Raw genomic sequence first — 23775 nt, 5'->3', positions numbered from 1 at the left:
GGGAACCGGATGGTATCGCAGCATTACCGGTGGGCCAAGTCGACTTATGTAGATAGATACCGTGAATACCCTGTCTTTTCATGCCGTTTTCAGACGTTCGGCCAATGCGCTCGCCAGTTGCGCGGTCAGTCCGTACACCGACAATTGCGGGTTGGCGCCAATGCTGGTGGGGAACAGCGAGCCATCGTGAATCGACAGGTTGCGCAACTGATGATGGCGACCCAGGCTGTCGGCAACGGCATTTTTTGGGTCTTCACCCATGGCGCAACCGCCCATCACGTGGGCGCTGCCCAGGGTGGTGCGATGCAGTTCCAGGTTCAGACCGTCGATCACGCTGCGGGCTTCGGCCAAGTTGTTCACAAAGCGCGCGTCGTGATGCAGGGGCTTGACCGATTTGGCCCCCGCCGCGAACTGAATCTCGGCCATGCTGTGGAAGGCCCGGCGCAGGCCGTCCCAGGCGTAGGGCGAGACCTGATAGTCGAGCACTGGGGTGCCGTCACCGCGTAACTCCACCGTGCCGCCTGGGCTGTCGGGGTGAAAGCCGTCGCGCAGCAGGGCGAGCATGGCGTGAGTGTGGGGTAATTGGTTCATGTCCAGGGCGTTCTGGTTGCCATAGCCACCAAACAGGGTGCTCGCCAGGCCTGGATGCAGGGGCGGTGCTTCCAGTTTGTAGGACATTTTTCCGGTAGTGCCGTCCTGCCATTGGAAATGGTCGGAGTAGATGGATTGCGGCGCACCGTAGAAGGGGTTGATCACCTCGTCGAACAGCCCGGCGGAGAAATTGACCAGGTGCAGGAAGGTGCGCTTGCCCAGCCGCGAGTGTGGGTCGGGCGCGTCGGAGCGCATCAGCAGGGCCGGGCTGTTGATGCCGCCGCCCGCCAGCACATAGTGCTTGGCTTTCACGCTGATCTTGCGCCCGGTGGGCGCTACGCAGCGTTCGTCCATGGCCACGCATTCGAGGCTGCTGATGGTGTCGCCGCTGTATTTCAGCCGTTCGGCGCGGGCCAGGTAAAGCAGTTCGCCACCTTTTTCCAGAGTGGACGGGATGGTGGTCACCAGCATTGACTGCTTGGCGTTGACCGGGCAGCCCATGCCGCAATACCCCAGGTTGAAGCAACCGCGCACATTGCGCGGGATCACATGCCAGCTGTAGCCGAGCTTTTCGCAGCCTTTGCGGATCACATCGTTGTTGGCATTCGGCGGCAGCGCCCACGGCGCGATGCCCAGGCGCTGCTCCATTTTTTCGAACCAGGGCGCCATTTCGGCGCTGCTGTGGCCTTTGACCGCATATTCGCTGGCCCAATGCGCGAGGGTAGCGTCAGGGGTGCGAAAGCTGGAGGTCCAGTTGATCAAGGTGGTACCGCCCACAGCCCGGCCCTGCAGGATGGTGATAGCGCCGTCCTTACTCATCCGCCCGATGCCTTCCTGGTAAAGGCTGGCGTAGGCTTCGTCTTCCAGCAGTTTGAAATCACTACTGGTCTTGAGCGGGCCTTCTTCGATCAGCAACACTTTGTAGCCGGCGGCGCTGAGGATTTCAGCCGTGGTACCGCCCCCGGCGCCGCTGCCGATGATGGCGACATCCGCTTCCAGGGTCAGGTCGTTATCCAGGGCGGCGCCATTGTGGGTTTTCCAGCCACGGGCCAGGCCGTCGCGGAACAGATCGGGTACGGGCATAGGTGTGCTCTCTTATTCTTGTAGGAAGATGCAATCTTGGGGGATGGCCCAGGCTAGATCTTGGGCGGGCCGGGGTAGCCGCAATGGGCCCAGGACTCGGTCCGGAAGTACCAGGCCATGATCACTAGCTTGAGCAACGAGCCCTGGCCCATGCGCAAAAGGTTCAGGTAACTGTTTTCCCAGCGGTGCAGGAAATTGCGGATCTGTTCGCTGCTGGCGTTTTCCCAACTGCCCCAGATACCGGTCAGCGGGCCGCGGGTAATGCCCATGCCCAGTACGTCGAATAATTGCTGGGTGAGCTTGAACATCTCGGGGGACAAGTGCTGCAGGCTGTAATCGAGCTTTTTCAGGGTGCCCTCAATACCGGCAAGCACTTGTTCGGCACTGGCCGCGCCTTCCAGCAGCACCGGGATTACCGCCCGCAAGAATGGCAAGTCGCTGGTGCGCAACATCGCAAAGCCGCTGGCCGGCGTACTGCTGGAGCAACCGCTGAGGCTGGCGCCCAACCCGGCGGTGGCGAGGAAGGCGCTGGCACACAGGCCGATTTTCAAGACGCCGCGCCGTGACAGCGCGGGTGAATCAGTCAGGCTGGGGTTCATTGTTTTTATAGTCCCGAAGGTGGCGGTTATCAGCGGATAAACAGCTTCTGGATCAGCTTCTGGATCGACTTGCCATAAGGCGGGTAGATCAACTTCGCTGCGTTCAGGCGCTGTTTGACCAGCACACCCTTGGCCTTGCTGAACGTCAGGAAACCTTCGTGACCGTGGTAATGGCCCATGCCTGACGGGCCGATGCCACCGAACGGCATATCGTCCTGAGCGACGTGCAGCAAGGTATCGTTCAGGCACACGCCACCGGAGTGGGTTTCGTGGAGCACCCGCGCTTGTTCGCCTTTGTTGTAGCCGAAGTAATACAAGGCCAGTGGGCGAGGTCGCTGGTTGATGTAGGCAAAGGCTTGGTCAAGGCCGCGATACGGCACGATGGGCAGGAGCGGGCCGAAGATTTCGTCCTGCATCACGGTCATGTCGTCGCTGACATTCAACAGCAGGCTGTGGACCATTCGCCGCGCCTGGCCCTGCTCGTACAGCGGGATCAAGGTGGCGCCTTTGTCGGTGGCGTCCTTGGCGTAGGCATTGAGCCGGGCCAGTTGGCGTTCGTTGATGATGGCGGTGTAGTCCGGGTTGTCGACCAGCGTCGGATAAAACCCGCGCACGGCTTTGGAATAGGCCTCGACAAAGCCTTCCACGCGATCTTCCGGTACTAGCACATAATCTGGCGCCACGCAGGTTTGCCCGGCGTTCAAGGTTTTGCCGAAGGCGATGCGTTCGGCGGCGTCCTTGAGTGGCACATCGGCCGAGACAATGGCTGGCGATTTGCCGCCTAGCTCCAGAGTCACCGGCGTGAGGTTTTCGGCCGCCGCACGCATCACGTGCTTGCCTATGCTGGTAGCGCCGGTGAACAGCAGGTGATCGAAGCGCAACTTGGAAAACGCCATGCCCACGTCAGCTTCGCCCAGCACGACGCACACCAGGTCCTCGGGGAAGATCTTGGCCAGCAACGCCTTGAGCAGCTCACCGGTGGCCGGCGTGGACTCGCTGAGCTTGAGCATCACTCGGTTACCGGCCGCCAATGCCCCAACCAGCGGGCCGATGGCCAGGTAAAGCGGGTAGTTCCACGGCACGATGACGCCGACGACGCCCAGTGGCTGGTAAATGACTTTGGCTGAGGCGGGCTGGAAGGCAATGCCTACAGCGCGGCGGGAAGGTTTCATCCAGCCCTTGAGGTGTTTGCTCGCGTAGTGAATGCCATGCAGGCTAGGCATCAATTCGGCAAACAGGGTTTCGTCGGCGCTGCGATGGCTGAAATCCTGGCTGATCGCATAGATCAGCGCCTGGCGTTCGTCGCTCAGCAGATCCCGCAAAGCCTTGAGCCATTGCTGGCGCTGCCCGGCCGGCGGCATCGGGTTGGCGACGAAGGCGCGGCGTTGGGCGTTGAACAGGTTCTGGAGCTGATCCAGCGCCTGGGAATCTTGCAGGTAGGCAACGTTGGCAGACATGGCGCGGCACCGATTGTTATTGGTCTGCCTGGATTTTTAGAGTCATTGCTCTAAATTGTCAAATAACATTGCAGTAACATCCAGATTTATCCTGGCCGGGTTAGGCCGTAAGATGCCCCATCCCGTGTATAGAAGCTGATCCCCTATGGCACCACGAGTAAAGACCAGCGAGCGCATTGTGCAAACCAGCCTGGAGCTTTTTAACCAGCAGGGCGAGCGCAGTGTCAGTACCAACCACATTGCCGCCCACATGGAAATTTCCCCGGGCAACTTGTACTACCACTTCCCTAACAAGCAGGCGATCATCGCCGTGCTGTTCCGCGAATATGAAGCGCTGGTAGACAGTTTCCTGCGCCCACCACAGGGACGCACGATGGTGGTGGAGGATAAACGCTTTTATCTGCAAGCCGTATTGGCCGGCATGTGGCGTTATCGCTTCCTGCACCGCGACCTCGAACACCTGCTGGAGAGCGACCCGGAACTGGCGACTGGCTACCGGCGGTTTTCCCAGCGTTGCCTGATCCAGGGCGGCGCGATCTACCAAGGCTTTGTCGATGCCGGCATTCTCAATATGGACCCGGTGCAAACCGAAGCCCTGACCCTGAATGCGTGGATCATCCTTACCTCGTGGGTGCGTTTTTTGTGTACCACCAATGAAAAATCCACCCACCTGAGCGCCGAGGCGATCAAGCGCGGGGTGTACCAGGTGCTGGTGCTGGAGGCGGGGTTCGTTACGCCACAGGCTAAAGAGGCGGTGGATGCCTTGTTCAAAGAGTTTTACGTGCCGTTGAATCAGGCACTGGAAGAAGTGAAGTAAGACCTTTCCCCTTTGTATGCACAGGAGTCAGTCATGCCGCTTGCCCAACTGATCAGCCCCCCGCAATTGGCCGAGCGCCAACAGTCGAGCGGGTGGGTGATCCTGGATTGCCGCTTTGCCCTGGAAGACCCGGACTACGGCTTGTGCAGTTACGCCGAAGGGCATATCGAGGGCGCGCAATACGCCGACCTTGAGCGCCACCTGAGCGGCCCGGTGACCAAGGGCGTGACCGGTCGTCATCCTTTGCCGGCGGCGGACACGTTCGCCAGGCAACTGCGGGCCTGGGGCATCAGTGCCGACACCGATGTGGTGCTGTATGACGACGGCCCCGGTGCCTACGCCGCCCGTGCCTGGTGGCTGCTGGCCTGGCTGGGCAAGCGTGATGGCGTGTTTATTCTGGATGGTGGCCTCAAGGCCTGGCATGCCGCCGGTTTCCCCTTGAGCCTGGACGCGCCTGTGGTTGCGCCAGGTACCTTCGACGGTACGCCGGATAATCGTCTGTTGCTGGATGCCGAACACCTGCAAAAACGCCTGGGCCAACCTGGCCTGACCTTGATCGACGCCCGCGCCCAGCCGCGCTTTCGTGGCGAAGTGGAGCCCATCGATCCGATTGCCGGGCATATCCCTGGTGCGCAATGTGCGGCGTTCAGTGAAAACCTGGGCAGTGATGGTCGTTTCTTGCCGGCTGATCAGCTCAAGCAACGCTTTGCCGCGCAGTTGCAAGGGCGCCCGGCTCAGGAGCTGGTGGCGTATTGCGGGTCTGGGGTGACGGCGTGCCATAACCTGTTTGCGTTGAGCCTGGCGGGGTACCCGTTGGGCAAGTTGTATGCGGGGTCGTGGAGTGAGTGGATTACCGATCCAGCCCGGGAAATTGCGAAGGGCGACTAAACGATAGGTGTGAGCACTTCATGAAGGTGTGGGAGCTGGCTTGCCTGCGATAGCAGAGTGTCAGCCACCTCAACGTTGGCTGGCCCACCGCTATCGCAGGCAAGCCAGCTCCCACACTATTGACCGTATTGGGTCTGGAGCCATTGCGGGATCCGGCGCTCCAGATAGTAACCAGGACGCTTCAGCGAACCCTCCACAAACCCCACATGCCCGCCCTTGGCCAGCAACTCGAACTCGGTGCAGGCCGACAGCTCACTGGCGTCAGGCAAGCTGTGCGCAAACACAAACGGATCATCAGCCGCCTGGATAATCAGCGTCGGCGTGCGGATACCGCCCAGGTAATAGCGACTGGAAGCGCGGCGATAGTAATCCTCGGCACTCAAGAAACCGTGCAGCGGCGCGGTTACCCGCCCGTCGAAGTCCCAGAACGTGCGCATCTTTTCCAGGGAGCCAAGGGCCTCGAGGGTTTTGAGCCCATCCTCACGACCGTCCTGCAGGAACTGGCGTTGCTTGACGCGGATGTACGCCAGCATCTCGCGCATGAAGTGCTTCTGATACACCCGCGAGAACCCCAGGCCGATGCGATCGGCGCATTGATCCAGGCGAAACGGCACCGATACCGCCGCCGCGCCCTGCAGACCCGAGGCCTTGCCGGTTTCCCCCAGATGCTTGAGCAACACATTGCCACCCAGGGAATAACCCACCGCATACAAGGGCGCCAACGGCCGCTTGGCGCGCAGATGAGCAATCGCCGCCGCCAGGTCTTCGCTGGCGCCGGAGTGATAACTGCGAGCCAGCAGGTTGGGCTCGCCCGAGCAGCCGCGCCAGTTCAACGCGGCACTGGCCCAGCCTTGGGCCGCGAGGACTTTTTGCAGGCCGGCCACATAGGGTGAATTGGACGAACCGGTCAGCCCATGCAGCACCAGCACCAAGGGCGCTTGCACGTCATGGGGGCCATGCCAGTCGAGATCGAGGAAGTCGCCATCCTCCAGCCACAGGCGCTCACGCTGACGCTCGATGTGGGTGGTCGGCCGCCACAGCGGCCCCCACAGTGTCTGCAAGTGGGGGTTGCCGAGGCCGAAGGCGGGTTTGAATAAATCGGAAGAGGGGGTCATGAAACTCTCGGTAGCCAGTGAGCTCGCCGTGGCAAGCTCCCCAGCCACAGGTTAAGCGGCGTTTTCGACCAAACGATGCCACAACGCGTAATACACCCGCCCGGACTTCTGCTCCCGGTGCAGGCGCCAGCCACTTGGCAGGCCGAGCGTGGAGGGCGCGGTCTCGCTCTCAGTGTAGATCCAGGCATCCGGTGCCAGCCACTGGCGTTCTTCCAGCAGAGTGCAGACGGCCGGTAGCAGGTTCTGGTTGAACGGTGGGTCGAGGAACACTACATCGTATTCAGTCGCCGCCTGGGTTTCCAGGTAGCACAGCGCGTCGGCCGTCTGCACCTGGCCGGTGGTGCAACGCAGCGTGCCCAGGTGCTCCTTGAGGCTGGACACCGCCACATTGCTGGCGTCCAGCGCCTGGCCCTGGGCCGCGCCACGGGACAGCGCCTCCAGGAACAGCGCGCCGCTGCCGGCGAACGGGTCCAGCACTTTGGCCCCGCCTATGTACGGCGCGAGCCAGTTGAACAGGGTTTCACGCACGCGATCAGGCGTCGGGCGCAGGCCCACAACGTCGGGGAAGCTCAGCTTGCGGCTGCCCCATTCACCGCCAATGATGCGCAGTTGGCCCACACCGTTATGCACGTTGTGGACAGGTTTTTTCGGGCGAGATGAACTGGCCATTAATGCTCCGGAACCCCGAGCGGCTGCTCGGCAGGTTTATCAGTGGGGGGCGGTAGTGGCTTTTGCGCAATCGTCGGGCCGGCGGTCACGATGACCATCTTGTCGGCGCTCAAGTGTTTGTTCATTGCAGCCTTGACCTGATCGACGGTCAGGGCCTGGGATTGTTTCATGAAATCTTCCAGATAGCTCAGCGGCAGGTTGTAGAAACCCATGGCACCCAACTGCCCGACGATATCGGCGTTGCTTGCGGTGGACAGCGGGAAGCTGCCGGCCAGCTCGCGCTTGGCGTCATCCAGTTCCTTTTGCGTCGGGCCGGTCTTGAGGTAGTCAGCCAATACGTCCTCCACCAGGCGCAAGGTGCCACCGCTCATTTCGGCGCGGGTCTGCAGGTTGATCATGAACGGGCCGCGCACCTGCATCGGTGAGAAACCGGAATACACGCCGTAGGTCAGGCCGCGCTTTTCACGCACTTCGCTCATCAAGCGAGTGCCGAAGCCACCGCCGCCGAGGATCTGGTTACCCAGGGACAAGGCTGCGTAATCCGGGTCGGCACGGTCGATGCCCAACTGCGCAAACAGCAGGTGGGTTTGCTTGGACGGGAACTCGATACGGCTCAGGCCGGCTTTTGGCTCGGTCGGCTGGGCGATCTTGGCCATCGCCGGGCCCTTGGGCAGCGAGGCGGACACCTTGGCCGTCATGGCTTCGGCTTCGGCGCGGGTCAGGTCGCCCACTACTGCAATTACCGCGTTACCCGCCGCATAGGCCTTGGCGTGGAACGCCTGCAACTGCGCCAGGGTAATCTTCGGCACGCTCTCGGGGGTGCCTTCGCTCGGGTGCGCGTAAGGGTGGTCGCCGTACAGGCGCTTGAACAGCTCGATGCTCGCCAGTTTGCCGGGGTTCTGCTTCTGGTACTCGAAACCGGCCAGGATCTGGTTCTTGATGCGTGCCAGCGAGTCTGCCGGGAATGTCGGCTGGCCGATCACCTGGTTGAACAGTGACAGGGCGGCGTCGCGCTTGGCGCTGTCGCTCAGGCTGCGCAGGGTCACCAGCGCCATGTCGCGGTAGGCGCCGTTGCCAAAGTCGGCCCCCAGGCCTTCGAACCCGCTGGCGATCTGGCTGACATCCTTGCCCGGCACGCCTTCGTTGAGCATGGCGTTGGTCATCAGTGCCAGGCCTGGCACGTCGCCATCCTGGCTGCTGCCGGCGGCGAACAGCAGGCGCATGTCGAACATCGGCAGTTCATGGGCTTCGACGAACAGCACCTTGGCGCCTTCGGTGGTGGTCCAGGTTTGTACGTCGAGCTTGCGGTTGGTCGGTGCCTTGCCATCCAGTTCCGCCAGGGATTGCAGGGTGCTGGCCGTTTGAGCCTTGTCCAGGGCCTGGCTGGCGACCGACTCGCTGGGGCGCAAGAAGTAAACGGCGCTGGCCGCCATCAGGGTGACGGCGATCAGGCCGGGCAGGATCAGGCGGCTGTTTTTGCGATCACTCATGAGCGGTCTCCTCAGGCAAAACATGGGCGACGCTCAGACGTTCGCGGGTGAAATAAGTGCGTGCGGCTTTCTGGATGTCTTCCGGGGTCACGCTTTGCAGGTCGGCAAGCTCGGTGTCCATGAGTTTCCAGGACAGGCCGACCGTTTCCAGGGAGCCGATGGCCGTGGCCTGGCTGGTGATGGAATCACGCTGGTACACCAGGCCAGCAATCACCTGGGCACGGATGCGCTCCAATTCTTCGGCGGTCGGCGGCTTGGCCTTCAACTCATCGAGCAGGCGCCACAGGCCGGCTTCGGCCTGGGCCACGGTTTTCTTCTTCTGCTGGTTCGGCGTGGCCGAGAGGGTAAACAGGCTGTCGCCACGGGTGTAGGCGTCGTAGTTGGTGGAAGCCGCGGACACCAGTTCCTCACCGCGTTGCAGTTGCTCGGAGATCCGTGCACTGTAGCCGCCGTCCAGCAGGGCCGAGATCAGGCGCAGGGCCTGCACCGAACGTTTGTCTTCAGCGGTGGCCAGGCCGGGCACGTTGAAGCCCAGGATCACACTCGGAAGTTGGGTCTGCACGTGCAGGGTCAGCAGGCGCTCGCCGGGCTCGGCCAGTTCCATCGGGATTTTTGCCGGCGGCACGTCACGCTTGGGGATCGGGCCGAAGTAACGTTGGGCGAGGTTTTTCACCTCGTCCGGGGTCACGTCGCCGACCACCACCAGGGTGGCGTTGTTCGGCACGTACCAGGATTGGTACCAGTGGCGCAGTTCCTCGACCTTCATGCGGTCCAGGTCGGCCATCCAGCCAATGGTCGGCGTGTGGTAGCCACTGGCCGGGAACGCCATGGCCTTGAAGCGCTCGAACGCCTTGGACATGGGGTTATCGTCGGTGCGCAGGCGGCGTTCTTCTTTGATTACCTCGATTTCACGGCTGAACTCGTCGGCCGGCAGGCGCAGGCTGGCCATGCGGTCGGCTTCCAGCTCAAAGGCCACGCCCAGGCGGTCACGGGCCAATACCTGGTAATACGCGGTGTAGTCGTCGCTGGTGAACGCATTTTCTTCGGCGCCCAGGTCGCGCAGGATCAGCGAGGCTTCGCCGGGGCCGACCTTGGCGCTGCCCTTGAACATCATGTGTTCCAGGGCGTGGGACAAACCGGTCTGGCCCGGGGTTTCGTAGCTTGAGCCAACCTTGTACCAGACCTGGGAAACCACCACCGGCGCGCGATGATCTTCGCGCACGACCACTTTAAGGCCGTTATCGAGGGTGAATTCATGGGTGGGTTGTGGATCGGCAGCCAAAGCTGAGAGAGGCAGACAAACTGTGCTGAACAGCAGGCCTGCGGCGCGGCGGGCTAGAGCATTCATTCGTTTTTAAACCTGTTGGGCTGCCCGCTTGGTCTTAGCGTCGGCGGGCGAGGAGGTGCTAGGATACTGGTCCGACTTAAGGACGGCCACTGCGGCTGTCTTGTGAAGGCCCTATTTAGGCCTTACAAAATGTTGCGCATGAACGAGCTGGCTAAAAAACAGTCTGTTACGCATCGAATTTTATTTACCGGCGCGCCCTGTGGCGCGTCGCTACCTTGAGATAGCCGTCTCCATGTTTGGTTCCAACGACGACAAGAAGACCCCAGCTGCGGCTGGCGAGAAGAAAGGCCTGTTCGGATGGCTGCGCAAAAAGCCGCAGGAAACCGTCGTCGAACAGCCACAGGTTCACGCTGAACCGACCCCTGAACCCGTAATAGAAGCCGAACCGGTTGCCGAGACGCCAGTTCCGGTGGTGTTACCGATGGCTGAGCCGGTGTTGCAGCCGGTCGTTGAGGCCGAGCCGGAACCTGAGCCTGAGCACAAGCCCTGGTTAGAGCTGCCGGTGGCCGAAGAACCCGTGGCATTGGTTGAGGATGTTCAGGCCGAGCACGTCGTGCCGCCGATTCCTGCAGTGGTTGAGCCGGCGCCGGTAGAGGCTGTGGCTGAAATACCGCCCGTCGTTGAAGTGCCTGCACCGGTTGTCGCTGCACCTGCCGTTATCGAGCCAGAGCCTGTCGTCGCCACCACCGAAACCAGCAAAACCGGATTCTTTGCACGCCTCAAGCAGGGCCTGAGCAAGACCAGCGCCAGTATTGGCGAAGGCATGGCCAGCCTGTTCCTGGGCAAGAAAGTCATTGATGACGAGCTGCTCGAAGACATCGAGACCCGCCTGCTCACCGCCGACGTGGGCGTCGAAGCCACCGCCGTGATCATTCAGAGCCTGACGCAGAAGGTCGCGCGCAAGCAGTTGACCGACGCCGATGCGCTGTACAAATCCCTGCAGGCTGAGCTGGCCGCCATGCTCAAACCGGTTGAAGCGCCGCTGGTGATCACGCCGAAAAAGCCGTTCGTCATCCTCGTTGTAGGGGTTAATGGCGCTGGCAAGACCACCACCATCGGCAAGCTGGCCAAGAAGCTGCAAGGTGAAGGCAAGAAAGTCATGCTCGCCGCCGGTGACACCTTCCGTGCCGCCGCCGTCGAGCAGTTGCAGGTGTGGGGCGAGCGCAACAAGATCCCGGTGATCGCCCAGCACACCGGCGCCGACTCGGCTTCGGTGATCTTCGATGCCGTGCAGGCCGCCAAGGCCCGTAACATTGACGTGCTGATCGCCGACACCGCCGGTCGCCTGCACACCAAAGACAACTTGATGGAAGAACTGAAGAAAGTGCGCCGCGTGATCGGCAAGCTCGACGCCGATGCACCCCATGAAGTCCTGCTGGTGCTCGACGCCGGTACTGGCCAGAACGCCATCAGCCAGGCCAAGCAATTCAACCAGACGGTGCAGCTGACCGGCTTGGCATTGACTAAGCTCGACGGCACGGCCAAGGGCGGTGTGATTTTCGCCCTGGCCAAACAGTTCGGGTTGCCGATTCGCTATATCGGCGTCGGTGAAGGCATCGACGACCTGCGCACCTTTGAAGCCGAACCCTTTGTACAGGCACTGTTTGCCGAGCGGGAGCGTTCATGATTCGATTCGAACAGGTCGGTAAACGCTATGCCAACGGGCATGTGGGCTTGCATGAGCTGAGCTTTCGAGTGCGTCGCGGCGAATTCTTGTTTGTCACCGGCCATTCGGGCGCGGGCAAAAGTACGCTGTTGCGCCTGCTGCTGGCCATGGAACGCCCGACGACCGGCAAGTTGCTGCTGGCGGGCCAGGACCTGGCCACTATCAGCAATGCGCAAATTCCATTCCTGCGCCGCCAGATCGGCGTGGTGTTCCAGAACCACCAGTTGCTGTTCGACCGTACGGTGTTCAACAACGTGGCCCTGCCGTTGCAGATCCTCGGGTTGTCCAAGGCCGAGATCGTCAAGCGCGTGGACTCGGCCCTGGAGCGCGTGGCGTTGTCGGACAAGACCGACCTCTTTCCCGGCGACCTGTCCACCGGCCAGCAGCAGCGTGTCGGTATCGCCCGCGCCATCGTCCATCGCCCGGCTTTGCTGCTGGCGGACGAACCCACCGGTAACCTCGACCCGCGCCTGGCGGCCGAGATCATGGGGGTGTTCGAAGACATCAACCGCCTGGGCACCAGCGTCTTGATCGCCAGCCACGACCTGGCCCTGATTGCCCGTATGCGCCATCGCATGCTGACCCTGCAACGCGGCCGCCTGATCGGCGACGGGGAGGCTGGCGTATGAGTGCTACACGCAGCCCTAAAGTATCCGAACGGGTGGCTCCGAAGCCGGCCGACCCGCAACCGAAAAAGAAAAAACACGACGAAGACGACGGCCCGGACTTCGGCACCCTGGTGCACGCCTGGATCGAAAGCCACCGCGCCAGCCTGCTGGACAGCCTGCGTCGCCTGGGCAAGCAGCCGATCGGCAGCTTTTTCACCTGCCTGGTCATGGCCGTGGCCTTGAGCCTGCCGATGGGCTTGTCGCTGTTGCTTAATAACGTGGAGCGCCTGGGCGGTTCCTGGCAGCGGGCGGCGCAGATTTCGCTGTACCTGAACCTGGACACCAGCAGCAAGGAGGGCGAAGCGCTGCGTGACGACATCAAGAACATCCCGGGGGTAGCCGAGGCCGAGTACATCAGCCGCGACCAGGCTCTCGAAGAGTTCCAGCAGCAATCGGGCCTGGGCGAGGCGCTCAAGGAGCTGCCGCAGAACCCGCTGCCGGGCGTGGTGCTGGTAACGCCGAACGAGGTCGACAAGCCGGCGCTGGAAGCCCTGCGACAAAAACTCGCAGGGATGCCGAAGGTGCAACAGGCCCAACTTGATCTAGTCTGGGTAGAGCGCCTGGCCGCGATCCTCAAGCTGGGCGACCGCTTTGTGTTCGGCCTGACGGTGTTATTAGTGTCTGCATTACTTTTGGTGATAGGTAATACCATTCGTCTTCATATTGAAAACCGTCGCACCGAGATAGAAGTGATTAAACTGGTGGGCGGCACAGACAGCTATGTGCGTCGGCCTTTCCTGTACATGGGCGCGCTGTATGGCCTGGGTGCGGGGGTCTTGTCCTGGGGCGTACTGGCGTTTGGCCTGGATTGGTTGAACGACGCGGTTGTCGGCCTGGCGGGGCTCTACGGCAGTGATTTCGCTCTGGCCGGTGTGCCGGTAGCCGATGGTCTGAGTCTCTTGCTTGGCGCGGTGTTGTTGGGGTATATCGGTGCGTGGATTGCGGTGGCACGGCATTTACGTGAGCTGGCGCCGAAGTAGTTAATGCCAGATTAATGTGGTTTCGTTTGTATTGACCGTATCAGCGGTTTAGGGAACTTGTCCTACGGTTCCCAGGTCAATTTTCGCAGTGCTGAACTGCACGAGTTATGTGAGTCGGAGGTTTTTTCGTATGACCACTTCTTTGCAACCTGCTTATGCCTTGGTCCCGGGTGCGAACCTGGAAGCCTATGTGCACACGGTCAACAGCATTCCATTGCTGACGCCCGAGCAGGAGCGTGAACTGGCCGAGAGTCTCTACTATGAGCAGGATTTGGGGGCGGCTCGGCAGATGGTGCTCGCCCACCTGCGTTTTGTCGTACATATCGCCCGTAGCTATAGCGGTTACGGTCTGGCCCAGGCCGACCTGATTCAGGAAGGCAACGTAGGCCTGATGAAGGCTGTGAAGCGCTTCAACCCTGAAATGGGCGTGCGCCTGGTGTCGTTTGCCGTGCACTGGATCAAGGCGGAAATCCACGAGTTCATCCTGCGCAACTGGCGCATCGTGAAAGTGGCCACCACCAAGGCCCAGCGCAAGCTGTTCTTCAACCTGCGCAGCCAGAAAAAACGCCTGGCGTGGCTGAACAACGAAGAAGTCCACCGCGTGGCCGAAAGCCTCGGTGTGGAGCCCCGTGAAGTGCGCGAGATGGAAAGCCGCCTGACCGGCCATGACATGGCCTTCGACCCAGCCGCCGAAGCGGATGACGACAGCGCCTTCCAATCGCCGGCCAACTATCTGGAAGACCACCGGTACGATCCGGCGCGTCAACTGGAGGACGCCGACTGGAGCGACAACTCCAACCACAACCTGCACGAAGCGCTGGAAGTGCTGGACGACCGCAGCCGTGACATTCTCTACCAGCGTTGGCTGGCAGAAGAAAAAGCCACGCTGCACGACCTGGCGCAAAAGTACAACGTGTCGGCAGAGCGGATTCGTCAGCTTGAGAAAAGCGCGATGAACAAGCTGAAGTTGTCGATCGCCGCTTAAAACGCAGCGAACAAAAAATGCCCCTGTCGAAAGATCGGGGCATTTTTGTATGTGTTCGAAAAGTCTCAAGTACAACTCGGTTTAATGTGGGAGCTGGCTTGCCTGCGATGAGGCCGTGTCAGATGAAGCATGGGTTACTGACCCACCGCTATCGCAGGCAAGCCAGCTCCCACAGGTCTCGTATTGTGTCAGTCGGACCAGGGTGCCTTTCGAGAGTTGTTCAGCTCCACCAGGTAACCCTCCCCACCCAACTGGCTCATCTGCTGGCGAATCCACGCCGCTCGCCGTGCCACATAGGCGGTCGGATGACTGGCACTCCACACCCGTGGATTGGGCAACACCGCCGCCAGGTAACTGGCCTGCTGCCGCGAAAGCCCCTTGGCACTCACGCCAAAATGGTGCCGCGCCGCCGCTTCTGCGCCAAACACACCTTCATCCCATTCCACACTGTTGAGGTACACCTCAAGAATCCGCTGCTTGGGCCATAACACTTCGATCAAACCGGTAAACCACGCCTCCAGGCCTTTGCGCAAATAGCTGCGCCCGGCCCACAGGAACAGGTTTTTCGACACCTGTTGGCTCAAGGTGCTGGCACCGCGAATCGAGCCGCCGCGTTCGTTGTGCAGAATCGCCGCCTGGATCGCGCCGAAATCAAAACCCCAATGTTGCGGGAAGCGCTGGTCTTCACCGGCCATCACCGCCACTTTAAGGTCGTCGGAGATTTCATCCCACGGCACCCAGCTGCGTTGCAGGTCGATAGGCTCACCGTCAACCCAGGACTCGACCTTGCGCTCCACCATCAGCGCAGTGAACGGTGGCGGCACCACACGAAACAGCAGCACCAGCAACACACTGCCGATGGCAAACCATTTCACGACGTTGAGAAAGCGTTTGAAGAGGACACGCAGCATAGAGATGGCTTGGCCGAACCCGTTGAGCGGGCCATTATACAGACCCTGCCCGATGAGTCTGACTGGAGTTCCCCATGCTGCGTAGCTTTCTGATGCTGGCTGCCTTTTTCGGCTTTACCGGCGTTGCGCTGGGCGCTTTCGCCGCCCACGGCCTGAAAAACCGCCTGAGCGCCGACTACCTGGCGATCTTCCATACCGGCGTGACCTACCAGTTGGTGCATGCCCTGGCACTGTTCGGCGTGGCCTTGCTGGCGGCGCATATTCCGGGCCGGTTGGTCACCTGGGCGGGTATTTCGTTTACCGTCGGTATCCTGCTGTTCTCGGGCAGCCTGTATGTGCTGACGATGACCGGCATCAGTAAACTGGGGATCATCACGCCGTTTGGCGGGCTGGCGTTCCTGCTCGGCTGGTTCTTCCTGGGCCTGGCGGCGTGGCGTTTGCAGCTTTGACCGCTTGACGCTTGGAGCTGACCTTCAGGTTCCAATCGCGCTAGAATGCGGGCCCCTAAAAACGATGGCGGCCCGTGGCATGCGCATTCAGTTGAACGGCGAACCCTTTGAACTGCCCGACGGCGAAACCGTTGCGGCCCTGCTGACCCGTCTGGACCTGACCGGGCGTCGCGTCGCAGTGGAGCTCAACCTGGATATCGTCCCGCGTAGCCAGCACGCCGAGACTGTGCTCACCGAAGGTGACCAGATCGAAGTGGTCCACGCCATCGGCGGCGGCTAGCCCGCCACGGCCGCAACGCATTCTGCAGAACCTCATCCAACCAGAGGATTTCCCATGAGCATCGTTCGTAGCGACAAGCCTTTCGTCCTGGCCGGTCGTACCTACCAGTCCCGTCTGCTGGTCGGCACCGGCAAGTACCGCGACATGGAAGAAACCCGCCTGGCCATCGAAGCCTCGGGTGCCGAGATCGTCACCTTCGCCGTACGCCGCACCAACCTCGGCCAGATCGAGGGCGAGCCGAACTTGCTCGAAGTGCTGTCGCCGGAGCGCTACACCTTTTTGCCAAACACTGCTGGCTGCTACGACGCCATCGAAGCCGTGCGCACCTGCCGCCTGGCCCGTGAGCTGCTCGACGGCCACAACCTGGTGAAGCTGGAAGTGCTGGCCGACCAGAAAACCCTGTTCCCCAATGTGATCGAAACCCTCAAGGCCGCCGATACCTTGGTCAAGGAAGGCTTCGACGTGATGGTCTACACCAGCGATGACCCGATCATCGCCCGTCAGTTGGCAGAAATCGGCTGCATCGCGGTGATGCCGCTGGCTGGTCTGATCGGTTCCGGCCTGGGCATCTGCAATCCGTATAACCTGCAGATCATCCTCGAAGAAGCCAAGATCCCGGTATTGGTGGATGCGGGCGTGGGCACTGCCTCCGACGCGACCATCGCCATGGAACTGGGCTGCGACGCGGTGCTGATGAACTCGGCCATTGCCCATGCCCAGCAACCAATCATGATGGCCCAAGCCATGAACCACGCCATCGTCGCGGGCCGCCTGGCCTACCTCGCCGGGCGCATGCCGAAAAAACTCTATGCCAGCGCCTCTTCGCCGCTGGATGGTCTGATCAAGTAAGAGCTATTGATGACTGAATCAAACGAAACGCCGAACACCGTGGAAGAGGGCGACGAGTCCAAGCACCGCCGCATCAAGAGTTTTGTGATGCGCGCCGGCCGCATGACCGAAGGCCAGCAAAAGGGCCTGGAACAGGGCACGCCGCTGTTCGTACTGCCCCTGGCCGACGCGCCGGTGGACTATGACCAAGTGTTCGGCCGTTCAGCCCCACGCTCCCTGGAAATCGGTTTCGGCATGGGCCATTCTCTGCTGGAAATGGCCGCAGCCGCGCCGGAGCAGGATTTCATCGGTGTGGAAGTGCACCGCCCAGGCGTCGGCGCACTGCTCAACGGTGTGCTGACCCAAGGCCTGAAAAACCTGCGGGTCTACGACTGCGACGCGATTGAAGTGCTCAACCGCTGCATCGCCGACAACAGCCTCGACCGCCTGATGCTGTTCTTCCCCGACCCATGGCACAAGGCTCGTCACCACAAGCGCCGTATCGTCCAGGCCTCCTTCGCGGAGCTGGTGCGCAGCAAGCTGAAAGTTGGCGGCATCCTGCACATGGCCACCGACTGGGAACCGTACGCGGAATACATGCTGGAAGTGATGAACGTCGCACCTGGCTACTGCAACCTGGCCGAAGACGGCAAATGCGTGCCACGCCCGGCCGAGCGGCCGATCACCAAGTTCGAACGCCGTGGCGAGCGGTTGGGGCATGGGGTGTGGGATTTGAAGTTCGAGAAGCTGGCTTAAACAGTCATCCGCTTGAAACGCAATCAAATGTGGGAGCTGGCTTGCCTGCGATAACATCACCTCGGTATCACTGATACACCTAGGTGTCTGTATCGCAGGCAAGCCAGCTCCCACATGTGTTTTGTAGTGCCTGCTGGGTCAGCGGCGGTCTGCTACCACGCCAATCAACACCAGCACCACGATCAACACCGGCGCCAGGCTGTAGTTATTGAACTGGCTCAATCCCCGCACAATCCACGGCGTAGCGTAGATCAACGCCGCACCACTGCCGATCAGGCACAGCAGGGCCATCAAGGGTACGCGCAAGGCGCCGGCGATGCTGCCCAGGCGTGCTTCGACCCAGCCCTTGATGTCGGCGCCGAACAGCACCAGCAAACAGCCCACAAGGGCCAACGAGATTTCCGACAGGTTGCTACGGCTCCAGCGGGATACGGTGGCGAGCAGGTCGAGTACCAGATCCATTCGATTTCCTTAAGAGCTATCAGCTCAAAAACTTCTGCAACAGGTCATTGAGAAAGAGTTGCCCGCGGTCGGTGGCCGCCAGGCGTGACGGTTCGACCTGCATTAATCCACTTTGTTCTGCGTCGCGGCGGCCTTCATCGAGGCTCGCCAGGTCAAGGCCGGTGCGCTCGGCGTAGAGGTTGGCATCAACCCCTTCGGTGAGGCGCAGCGCGTTCATCAGGAACTCGAACGGCAGTTCATCGTTGGTCAGTTCTTTCGCGCCGGCCTGGAAGCTTTTGGCCGGGTTGAGGTAGTCCTTCGGTGCACGGGTTTTCCAGGTGCGGATGATGCGCCCGTCCGGGTGGCTGAGCTTGCCGTGGGCGCCGGCGCCTATGCCGATAAAGTCGCCAAAGCTCCAGTAATTGAGGTTATGCCGCGCCGGCCGCCCCGGTTGGGCGTAGGCCGAGACTTCATATTGTGCGTAACCGTGTTCGGCGAGCAGTGCCTGGCCGGCTTCCTGGATATCCCACAGCGTGTCGTCTTCCGGCAGCGCGGGTGGCTGGTTCCAGAACACGGTGTTGGGTTCCAGGGTCAGTTGGTACCAGGACAGGTGCGTCGGCTTGAGTGCAATGGCCTGGCGCAGGTCGCCCAAGGCGTCCTCCAGGGACTGGTTGGGCAGGCCGTGCATCAAGTCCAGGTTGAAGTTGTCGAACCCGGCCTGGCGCGCCATGCCGGCTGCGCGCACGGCTTCATCGCCATTGTGGATGCGGCCCAGGGCTTCGAGCTTCTCTTGCTGGAAGCTCTGGATGCCGATGGACAGGCGATTGATCCCCAGTTTGCGGTACGCCACGAACTTCTCTTGTTCGAACGTACCGGGGTTGGCTTCCAGGGTGATCTCGATATCGTCGGTAAACGGGATACGCGTTTGAACGCCCTTGAGCAGGCGGCCCAGTGCAGCAGCGCTGAACAGGCTGGGCGTGCCGCCGCCAAAGAAGATCGAACTCAGTTTACGGCCATACACGGCGTGCAGGTCTTGGTCCAGGTCGGCCAGCAGGGCGTCCACGTACTCTTCTTCCGGCAGCACTTTGCTGGCGGTGTGGGAGTTGAAGTCGCAATACGGGCATTTGCGCACGCACCACGGGATATGGATGTACAGCGCCAGGGGCGGCAGATGGGGCAGGGCCGCCCGTGGTGTTTGCGCGCCACCGTGGATCAGCGGCTGCGCAGAGGTGTTCTGGGTCATTTCAAGCCCAGGCGCTGGCGCAGCAACGCCATGGCGCGGGCGCGGTGGCTGATCTGGTTCTTGTCGGCCGGGCTCAGTTCGGCGCTGGAGACATTGCGCTCCGGCACCCAGAACAGCGGGTCATAGCCAAACCCATGCTCACCGCTGGCGGCTTGCAGGATGCGCCCGTGCCACAGGCCTTCGCACAGAATCGGCAACGGGTCATCGGCATGCCGCACCAGGGCCAGCACGCAGACGAACTGCGCACCACGCTCGGCCTCCGGCACGTCCTTGAGGGCGTCGAGCAGCTTGGCGTTGTTGGCTGCGTCGCCCTTGCCGTCGGCGTAACGGGCGGAGTAGATGCCAGGGGCGCCGCCGAGGAAGTCCACGGCCAGGCCCGAATCATCCGCCAGGGCCGGCAGGCCAGAGATACGCGCAGCATTGCGGGCCTTGAGGATGGCATTCTCGACGAACGACAGGCCGGTCTCTTCCGGTTCGACCTGGCTGAACTCGCCAATCGAACGCAGGTGCACAGACTCACCGAGCATGGCTTGCAGTTCTTTGAGTTTGCCGGCGTTGTGGCTGGCGAGTACGAGTTGGGTAAGGTTCATCATTCGGCCGGGAACAGTTCTTGGTTGAATTGGAAACCGTGGGCCTTGCCGCCGGTTTCAACGTTGATGGTAAACGTCTTGTATTCCCGCTGGGTCACCGAGTAGGGCGCGAGGTAGCTGATGCCGCTTTTCTCTTCGATCTGCTTGAACGTCAGGATCTCGCTCTTGCCGCCCAAATCCTTGACCGTGCCAGTGACTTGCGCGGCCACCGGGCTTACGCCCTTGATCACGGTCACGTTGATCAACCCCTTCTCCTTGCTGCGCACCACACCGACTTTTTGGGCGGTCTCAGCGGGCAGGAAGCTTGAAGTGAAGGTGTTGTAATGAACGGTGATATCGCCGAAGTCCTTTTTGCGATTAGCGTCGATAGCGTCGGCGGCCATGGCGCTGGCGCCCAGGCATGCGGTCAATAGAAAAATAGCCAAACGACTCATGAACGTCCCTCTTGAAGATGATTAGACGGCAACTTTGTGGTCGGTCAGGCCAGGGCTGCTGACCCGGTAAATACCAATTTCGCCCAACAGGTTGGGCCATAGCTTACTCGCCCAGCCGTGGCGGTGCTGTTGATCGACGGCAAGGCGGTTGATCACCTTGGCTTCACGCTCGCCACACAGGGCTTCGAAGTCTTCGAAGGTGCAGAAGTGGATGTTCGGCGTGTTGTACCAGGTGTACGGCAGGAAGTCGGAGACCGGCATGCGCCCCTTGGTGGCCAGGTACCAGCGGCAGCGCCAGTGGCCAAAGTTGGGAAAGGTGATGATGCATTGGCGGCCCACGCGCAGCATTTCGTCAAGGATGCGGTCCGGGTAGTGCACCGCTTGCAGGGCCTGGGTCATCACCACGATATCGAAGCTGTTGCTGGCAAAGTTGCCCAGGCCCTTGTCCAGGTCCTGCTCGATCACGTTGATGCCCTTGGCCACGCACTGGGCGATGTTGTCCGGGTCGTTTTCCAGGCCGTAGCCGGTGACTTGCTTGTGGTCGCGCAGCCAGCTCAGCAGTTCGCCGTCGCCGCAGCCCAGGTCGAGCACGCGGCTGCCGGCGGGGATCCAGTCTTGGATGATTTCCAGGTCGGCTCTCATGGCGTTCTCACAAGCGAAATACGGTTCATGTAGTTACTGAACGCCTGCAGGTAGCGTGGGATCGGAATCAGGAAGGCGTCGTGGCCTTGCGGTGCATCGATCTCCAGGTAGCAGACGTCTTTCTTGGCGGCCATCAGGGCATCCACCAGTTCGCGGGAGCGTGCCGGCGAAAAGCGCCAGTCGGTGGTGAACGACATCACGCAGAACTTGGCCGTGGCGTGCTCGAAGGTTTTTGCCAGGTCGTCATCGTGGTTGGCGGCCGGGTCGAAGTAGTCCAGAGCCTTGGTCATCAGTAGGTAGGTGTTGGCGTCAAAGCGCCCTGAGAATTCCTCGCCCTGATAACGCAGGTAGCTTTCCACCTGGAACTCGACGCTGTGGAAGTCGTAGTTGAGCTTCTCGCTCTTGAGGCCTCGGCCGAATTTCTCGCCCATGGAATCGTCGGACAGGTAGGTAATGTGGCCGACCATCCGCGCCAGCATCAGGCCGCGCTTGGGGATCACGCCCGCTTCCTGGAACGAACCGCCGTGGAACTCGGGGTCGGTGAGGATCGCCTGGCGCGCCACTTCGTTGAAGGCGATGTTCTGCGCCGACAACTTGGGCGCCGAGGCGATGGCCAGGCAATGACGCACGCGGTCCGGATAGGTGATGGTCCATTGCAGGGCCTGCATGCCGCCCAGGCTGCCGCCAATCACGGCGGCCCACTGGCTGATGCCCAGCAGGTCGGCCAGGCGTGCCTGGCTGTGCACCCAGTCTTCCACGGTCAGCACTGGGAAGTCGGCGCCGAACGGTTTGCCAGTTTCCGGGTTGAGGCTGCTGGGGCCGGTGGAGCCGTTGCAGCCGCCGAGGTTGTTCAGGCTGACCACAAAGAACTTATTGGTGTCGATGGGCTTGCCGGGGCCGATGCAACTGTCCCACCAGCCGGGCTTGCGGTCGTCAACGCTATGGAAGCCGGCGGCGTGATGATGGCCGGATAAGGCATGGCAGATCAGCACGGCGTTGCTCGCCGTGGCGTTCAGTTGGCCATAGGTTTCGTAGATCAGGTCGTAGGCTGGCAACGAACGGCCGCAGGCCAGGGCCAGGGGTTCGCTGAAATGCGCCACTTGTGGCACGACCAGTCCAACAGAATCGGGGGGGAAGGCAGCTGGCATCGACCCTGCTCTCGTTTAAATGAGGCGTAAGTCTAAAGAGCGGGGACCCTAGCGGCAAGCAATGGTCGGGGGTTAGCGTGATCGTTCCCACGCTCCGCGTGGGAATGCCTCTTGGGACGCTCTGCGTCCTGCCCTGGTGACGCGGAGCGTCACGGCTGCATTCCCACGCAGAGCGTGGGAACGATCAGCACAAGCCATGCTATCGCAGGCAAGCCAGCTCCCATAGGGGCTACGGCATTCAGATCAGGCCAAACAACTCTTTTGGCATGTAAGCAAAGTAGGCCAGGCGCGGAATCACCCAGCTTTGCAGCAACTGAATCACGATAAACGCGAAGATCGGCGAGATATCCAGGCCGCCCAGGTTCGGAATCAGGCGACGGAAGGGTGCCAGCACGGGCTCGGTGATCTGAGCCACCAATTCGGCACCTGGGCTACGGCTGCCCGGTGCGACCCAGGAGAGGATCACGCTGATGATCATCGACCAGAAAATGATCTTCAGGAACAGCGAGAAAATCCCGATCAGGCCCCATGGCAACAGCAGGACGGTGAAGGCCTGGTAGCCATTGAGCATCAGGATCACCACGAACAGCAGGATTTGCAGCAGCAACGCCAGCACCAGCGACGACATGTCCAGGCCGAACAGGCTCGGGATCACTCGGCGCAGCGGCTTGAGCAGTGGTTGGGTGGCCTTCACCACGAACTGGCACAGCGGGTTGTAGAAGTTTGCACGCACCAGTTGCAGGATAAAGCGCATCAGCACGATCAGCAGGTACAAGCTGCCCAGGGTCTGGATGATGAAAATGGCAGCGTCATTGATTCCGAGCATGTTTGATTACCTTGGTAAGGGACGACTATTTGCCCAGTTGCTCAGCCATCTCGGCTGAACGATGTGCGGCGGCACCCAGTGCTGTTTCCACCAGGGCTTCAAAGCCCCCGGCCTGGAACGACTCGATAGCCGCTTGTGTGGTGCCACCTGGCGAGGTGACGCGACGGCGCAGTTCGGCGGCATTCACCTCGCTGCCGACCGCCATTTTCGCGGCGCCCAGGGCGGTTTGCTCCGCCAGTTGCTCGGCCACGTCGTGGGGCAGGCCCAGCTTGACACCGGCGGCGGTCATGGCCTCGATCAGCAGGAAGAAGTAGGCCGGGCCACTACCGGAAACGGCGGTAACCGCATCCAGTTGCTGTTCCTGCTCCAGCCACACGGCGATGCCCACCGCAGACAGCAGTTCCTGGGCCTGGTCACGTTGCTGCGCGGTGACTTCGCCGGTGGCATACAAACCGGTGACGCCCTGGCGCAGCAGCGCCGGGGTGTTGGGCATGCAGCGCACGATGGGCTGGGCGCCGAGCCAGTTGGTCATGCTGGCGCAGGTGATGCCAGCGGCAATCGACACCACCAGTTGGTGAGGTTGCAGGCTCGGGCGCAGGCTCTCGCACACAGCCTTCATGGCCTGGGGCTTGACCGCCAGTACGATCACATCGACGCCGTGGATGGCCTCGGCATTATCAGCGAAGGTCTGGATGCCGTGTTCGGCGCTGACGCGCTCGCGGGTCTCGGCGCCCGGGTCGCTGGCGCGGATCTGCTCGGCGTCCAGGCCCTTGGCCCGCAGGCCACCGATCAGGCTGGCCGCCATGTTACCGGCGCCGATAAAGGCAATACGCGTGTTGCTCATGACAGGTCCTTATTTTCGAGGGATGTC

The 23775-nt window shown here is 61.5% G+C and carries 26 protein-coding genes; 10 read left to right on the top strand and 16 right to left on the bottom strand.

Annotation, left to right across the window (positions count from 1 at the left end; translation table 11 throughout):
• Positions 1-78: 78 nt before the first annotated feature.
• From JMV15_RS05795 to JMV15_RS05785, 3 genes are read right to left on the bottom strand one after another with little or no spacing between them, the layout of a single operon-like run.
• The gene (locus JMV15_RS05795; protein WP_014720347.1) at positions 79-1674 is read right to left on the bottom strand and encodes a GMC family oxidoreductase; all 1596 of its coding nucleotides are present in this window, start codon (positions 1672-1674) and stop codon (positions 79-81) included.
• 53 nt (positions 1675-1727) lie between these two features.
• On the bottom strand, positions 1728-2273 hold the full coding sequence (locus JMV15_RS05790; protein ID WP_038451862.1) for a hypothetical protein: 546 nt from the start codon (positions 2271-2273) through the stop codon (positions 1728-1730).
• A gap of 29 nt (positions 2274-2302) precedes the next feature.
• The gene (locus tag JMV15_RS05785) at positions 2303-3730 is read right to left on the bottom strand and encodes a coniferyl aldehyde dehydrogenase (RefSeq protein ID WP_019817763.1); all 1428 of its coding nucleotides are present in this window, start codon (positions 3728-3730) and stop codon (positions 2303-2305) included.
• 145 nt (positions 3731-3875) lie between these two features.
• Here JMV15_RS05785 and JMV15_RS05780 point away from each other — a divergent pair, with 145 nt between their 5' ends.
• Both JMV15_RS05780 and JMV15_RS05775 read left to right on the top strand, forming a co-directional pair.
• Positions 3876-4547 carry a TetR/AcrR family transcriptional regulator gene (locus JMV15_RS05780; protein WP_005792294.1) on the top strand — a complete coding sequence of 224 codons (672 nt, stop codon included), beginning with the start codon at positions 3876-3878 and terminating at the stop codon, positions 4545-4547.
• Between the two features lie 33 nt (positions 4548-4580).
• Positions 4581-5435, top strand: coding sequence for a sulfurtransferase (locus tag JMV15_RS05775; protein WP_019817762.1), 855 nt, complete (start codon positions 4581-4583; stop codon positions 5433-5435).
• A 116-nt stretch (positions 5436-5551) separates the two neighbouring features.
• Here JMV15_RS05775 and JMV15_RS05770 read toward each other — a convergent pair whose 3' ends face one another.
• The 4 genes from JMV15_RS05770 to JMV15_RS05755 are packed head-to-tail and all read right to left on the bottom strand — an operon-like array spanning position 5552 to position 10057.
• Entirely contained in the window at positions 5552-6550 is a 999-nt protein-coding gene (locus tag JMV15_RS05770; RefSeq protein ID WP_014720343.1) for a hydrolase, read from the bottom strand.
• A 51-nt stretch (positions 6551-6601) separates the two neighbouring features.
• Positions 6602-7219 carry a 16S rRNA (guanine(966)-N(2))-methyltransferase RsmD gene (rsmD, locus tag JMV15_RS05765; RefSeq protein ID WP_038451859.1) on the bottom strand — a complete coding sequence of 206 codons (618 nt, stop codon included), beginning with the start codon at positions 7217-7219 and terminating at the stop codon, positions 6602-6604.
• Positions 7219-8709, bottom strand: a complete 1491-nt coding sequence (locus JMV15_RS05760; RefSeq protein WP_019817760.1) for a M16 family metallopeptidase — start codon at positions 8707-8709, stop codon at positions 7219-7221. The genes rsmD and JMV15_RS05760 overlap by 1 nt, the downstream gene beginning before the upstream one ends.
• The gene (locus tag JMV15_RS05755) at positions 8702-10057 is read right to left on the bottom strand and encodes a M16 family metallopeptidase (RefSeq protein WP_038451856.1); all 1356 of its coding nucleotides are present in this window, start codon (positions 10055-10057) and stop codon (positions 8702-8704) included. Before JMV15_RS05755 ends, JMV15_RS05760 begins: the two co-directional genes overlap by 8 nt.
• 232 nt (positions 10058-10289) lie before the next feature.
• Between JMV15_RS05755 and ftsY the strand changes: the two genes are divergently transcribed.
• The 4 genes from ftsY to rpoH all read left to right on the top strand — a co-directional run bounded on the left by ftsY (position 10290) and on the right by rpoH (position 14356).
• Positions 10290-11684 carry a signal recognition particle-docking protein FtsY gene (gene ftsY / locus JMV15_RS05750; protein WP_020301927.1) on the top strand — a complete coding sequence of 465 codons (1395 nt, stop codon included), beginning with the start codon at positions 10290-10292 and terminating at the stop codon, positions 11682-11684.
• The gene (ftsE, locus tag JMV15_RS05745; protein ID WP_003195112.1) at positions 11681-12352 is read left to right on the top strand and encodes a cell division ATP-binding protein FtsE; all 672 of its coding nucleotides are present in this window, start codon (positions 11681-11683) and stop codon (positions 12350-12352) included. The genes ftsY and ftsE overlap by 4 nt, the downstream gene beginning before the upstream one ends.
• The gene (gene ftsX, locus JMV15_RS05740; RefSeq protein ID WP_014720338.1) at positions 12349-13371 is read left to right on the top strand and encodes a permease-like cell division protein FtsX; all 1023 of its coding nucleotides are present in this window, start codon (positions 12349-12351) and stop codon (positions 13369-13371) included. The genes ftsE and ftsX overlap by 4 nt, the downstream gene beginning before the upstream one ends.
• A 130-nt stretch (positions 13372-13501) precedes the next feature.
• Entirely contained in the window at positions 13502-14356 is an 855-nt protein-coding gene (gene rpoH, locus JMV15_RS05735) for an RNA polymerase sigma factor RpoH (protein WP_003176698.1), read from the top strand.
• 188 nt (positions 14357-14544) lie between these two features.
• On the opposite strand, the gene mtgA is transcribed toward rpoH, so the two are convergent.
• Positions 14545-15267, bottom strand: coding sequence for a monofunctional biosynthetic peptidoglycan transglycosylase (gene mtgA / locus JMV15_RS05730; RefSeq protein WP_014720337.1), 723 nt, complete (start codon positions 15265-15267; stop codon positions 14545-14547).
• 74 nt (positions 15268-15341) lie between these two features.
• Between mtgA and JMV15_RS05725 the strand changes: the two genes are divergently transcribed.
• The 4 genes from JMV15_RS05725 (at position 15342) to trmB (ending at position 17580) form a co-directional block, all read left to right on the top strand.
• Positions 15342-15716 carry a DUF423 domain-containing protein gene (locus JMV15_RS05725; protein ID WP_014720336.1) on the top strand — a complete coding sequence of 125 codons (375 nt, stop codon included), beginning with the start codon at positions 15342-15344 and terminating at the stop codon, positions 15714-15716.
• Between the two features lie 79 nt (positions 15717-15795).
• Positions 15796-15996 carry a sulfur carrier protein ThiS gene (gene thiS / locus JMV15_RS05720; protein WP_019817757.1) on the top strand — a complete coding sequence of 67 codons (201 nt, stop codon included), beginning with the start codon at positions 15796-15798 and terminating at the stop codon, positions 15994-15996.
• A gap of 54 nt (positions 15997-16050) precedes the next feature.
• Positions 16051-16845, top strand: a complete 795-nt coding sequence (locus tag JMV15_RS05715) for a thiazole synthase (protein ID WP_201491313.1) — start codon at positions 16051-16053, stop codon at positions 16843-16845.
• A 9-nt stretch (positions 16846-16854) separates the two neighbouring features.
• Entirely contained in the window at positions 16855-17580 is a 726-nt protein-coding gene (gene trmB, locus JMV15_RS05710; RefSeq protein WP_014720333.1) for a tRNA (guanosine(46)-N7)-methyltransferase TrmB, read from the top strand.
• Positions 17581-17718: 138 nt separating this feature from the next.
• On the opposite strand, the gene JMV15_RS05705 is transcribed toward trmB, so the two are convergent.
• The 8 genes from JMV15_RS05705 to proC all read right to left on the bottom strand — a co-directional run bounded on the left by JMV15_RS05705 (position 17719) and on the right by proC (position 23748).
• Positions 17719-18042: a DUF3392 domain-containing protein gene (locus tag JMV15_RS05705; RefSeq protein WP_003195099.1), complete on the bottom strand. Its 324-nt coding sequence runs from the start codon at positions 18040-18042 to the stop codon at positions 17719-17721.
• A 19-nt stretch (positions 18043-18061) separates the two neighbouring features.
• Positions 18062-19264, bottom strand: coding sequence for a radical SAM family heme chaperone HemW (hemW, locus tag JMV15_RS05700; protein WP_038451852.1), 1203 nt, complete (start codon positions 19262-19264; stop codon positions 18062-18064).
• The gene (rdgB, locus tag JMV15_RS05695; protein WP_003195095.1) at positions 19261-19857 is read right to left on the bottom strand and encodes an RdgB/HAM1 family non-canonical purine NTP pyrophosphatase; all 597 of its coding nucleotides are present in this window, start codon (positions 19855-19857) and stop codon (positions 19261-19263) included. The genes hemW and rdgB overlap by 4 nt, the downstream gene beginning before the upstream one ends.
• A complete protein-coding gene (locus tag JMV15_RS05690; protein WP_014720331.1) occupies positions 19854-20288 on the bottom strand; it encodes a DUF4426 domain-containing protein in 435 nt (144 codons plus the stop codon). The genes rdgB and JMV15_RS05690 overlap by 4 nt, the downstream gene beginning before the upstream one ends.
• A gap of 21 nt (positions 20289-20309) precedes the next feature.
• Positions 20310-20930: a methionine biosynthesis protein MetW gene (metW, locus tag JMV15_RS05685; RefSeq protein WP_003195091.1), complete on the bottom strand. Its 621-nt coding sequence runs from the start codon at positions 20928-20930 to the stop codon at positions 20310-20312.
• The gene (gene metX, locus JMV15_RS05680) at positions 20927-22078 is read right to left on the bottom strand and encodes a homoserine O-succinyltransferase MetX (RefSeq protein WP_034128945.1); all 1152 of its coding nucleotides are present in this window, start codon (positions 22076-22078) and stop codon (positions 20927-20929) included. Before metX ends, metW begins: the two co-directional genes overlap by 4 nt.
• A gap of 238 nt (positions 22079-22316) precedes the next feature.
• Positions 22317-22904 carry a YggT family protein gene (locus tag JMV15_RS05675; protein WP_003195087.1) on the bottom strand — a complete coding sequence of 196 codons (588 nt, stop codon included), beginning with the start codon at positions 22902-22904 and terminating at the stop codon, positions 22317-22319.
• A gap of 25 nt (positions 22905-22929) precedes the next feature.
• Complete coding sequence (proC, locus tag JMV15_RS05670; RefSeq protein ID WP_038451849.1) at positions 22930-23748, bottom strand: pyrroline-5-carboxylate reductase; 819 nt, start codon at positions 23746-23748, stop codon at positions 22930-22932.
• Positions 23749-23775 lie beyond the last annotated feature (27 nt).

Source organism: Pseudomonas paracarnis (assembly GCF_904063055.1).
In the GTDB taxonomy this organism is placed as follows: Bacteria; Pseudomonadota; Gammaproteobacteria; order Pseudomonadales; family Pseudomonadaceae; genus Aquipseudomonas; species Aquipseudomonas paracarnis.
Note: the sequence above shows the minus strand (reverse complement) of the source record. Positions and strands in the feature narration are given on the sequence as shown.

What these genes read in the sequence shown, in the direction of transcription:
- trmB (WP_014720333.1), top strand. Translation starts at nt 16,855, where the DNA reads ATGACTGAATCAAACGAAACGCCGAACACCGTGGAAGAGGGCGACGAG.
- metW (WP_003195091.1), bottom strand. Translation starts at nt 20,930, where the DNA reads ATGAGAGCCGACCTGGAAATCATCCAAGACTGGATCCCCGCCGGCAGC.
- JMV15_RS05795 (WP_014720347.1), bottom strand. Translation starts at nt 1,674, where the DNA reads ATGCCCGTACCCGATCTGTTCCGCGACGGCCTGGCCCGTGGCTGGAAA.
- rpoH (WP_003176698.1), top strand. Translation starts at nt 13,502, where the DNA reads ATGACCACTTCTTTGCAACCTGCTTATGCCTTGGTCCCGGGTGCGAAC.
- rsmD (WP_038451859.1), bottom strand. Translation starts at nt 7,219, where the DNA reads ATGGCCAGTTCATCTCGCCCGAAAAAACCTGTCCACAACGTGCATAAC.
- ftsX (WP_014720338.1), top strand. Translation starts at nt 12,349, where the DNA reads ATGAGTGCTACACGCAGCCCTAAAGTATCCGAACGGGTGGCTCCGAAG.
- JMV15_RS05780 (WP_005792294.1), top strand. Translation starts at nt 3,876, where the DNA reads ATGGCACCACGAGTAAAGACCAGCGAGCGCATTGTGCAAACCAGCCTG.
- JMV15_RS05705 (WP_003195099.1), bottom strand. Translation starts at nt 18,042, where the DNA reads ATGGATCTGGTACTCGACCTGCTCGCCACCGTATCCCGCTGGAGCCGT.
- JMV15_RS05775 (WP_019817762.1), top strand. Translation starts at nt 4,581, where the DNA reads ATGCCGCTTGCCCAACTGATCAGCCCCCCGCAATTGGCCGAGCGCCAA.
- thiS (WP_019817757.1), top strand. Translation starts at nt 15,796, where the DNA reads ATGCGCATTCAGTTGAACGGCGAACCCTTTGAACTGCCCGACGGCGAA.
- hemW (WP_038451852.1), bottom strand. Translation starts at nt 19,264, where the DNA reads ATGACCCAGAACACCTCTGCGCAGCCGCTGATCCACGGTGGCGCGCAA.
- proC (WP_038451849.1), bottom strand. Translation starts at nt 23,748, where the DNA reads ATGAGCAACACGCGTATTGCCTTTATCGGCGCCGGTAACATGGCGGCC.
- ftsY (WP_020301927.1), top strand. Translation starts at nt 10,290, where the DNA reads ATGTTTGGTTCCAACGACGACAAGAAGACCCCAGCTGCGGCTGGCGAG.
- JMV15_RS05675 (WP_003195087.1), bottom strand. Translation starts at nt 22,904, where the DNA reads ATGCTCGGAATCAATGACGCTGCCATTTTCATCATCCAGACCCTGGGC.
- metX (WP_034128945.1), bottom strand. Translation starts at nt 22,078, where the DNA reads ATGCCAGCTGCCTTCCCCCCCGATTCTGTTGGACTGGTCGTGCCACAA.
- JMV15_RS05785 (WP_019817763.1), bottom strand. Translation starts at nt 3,730, where the DNA reads ATGTCTGCCAACGTTGCCTACCTGCAAGATTCCCAGGCGCTGGATCAG.
- JMV15_RS05690 (WP_014720331.1), bottom strand. Translation starts at nt 20,288, where the DNA reads ATGAGTCGTTTGGCTATTTTTCTATTGACCGCATGCCTGGGCGCCAGC.
- JMV15_RS05790 (WP_038451862.1), bottom strand. Translation starts at nt 2,273, where the DNA reads ATGAACCCCAGCCTGACTGATTCACCCGCGCTGTCACGGCGCGGCGTC.
- ftsE (WP_003195112.1), top strand. Translation starts at nt 11,681, where the DNA reads ATGATTCGATTCGAACAGGTCGGTAAACGCTATGCCAACGGGCATGTG.
- JMV15_RS05755 (WP_038451856.1), bottom strand. Translation starts at nt 10,057, where the DNA reads ATGAATGCTCTAGCCCGCCGCGCCGCAGGCCTGCTGTTCAGCACAGTT.
- JMV15_RS05715 (WP_201491313.1), top strand. Translation starts at nt 16,051, where the DNA reads ATGAGCATCGTTCGTAGCGACAAGCCTTTCGTCCTGGCCGGTCGTACC.
- JMV15_RS05725 (WP_014720336.1), top strand. Translation starts at nt 15,342, where the DNA reads ATGCTGCGTAGCTTTCTGATGCTGGCTGCCTTTTTCGGCTTTACCGGC.
- rdgB (WP_003195095.1), bottom strand. Translation starts at nt 19,857, where the DNA reads ATGATGAACCTTACCCAACTCGTACTCGCCAGCCACAACGCCGGCAAA.
- mtgA (WP_014720337.1), bottom strand. Translation starts at nt 15,267, where the DNA reads ATGCTGCGTGTCCTCTTCAAACGCTTTCTCAACGTCGTGAAATGGTTT.
- JMV15_RS05760 (WP_019817760.1), bottom strand. Translation starts at nt 8,709, where the DNA reads ATGAGTGATCGCAAAAACAGCCGCCTGATCCTGCCCGGCCTGATCGCC.
- JMV15_RS05770 (WP_014720343.1), bottom strand. Translation starts at nt 6,550, where the DNA reads ATGACCCCCTCTTCCGATTTATTCAAACCCGCCTTCGGCCTCGGCAAC.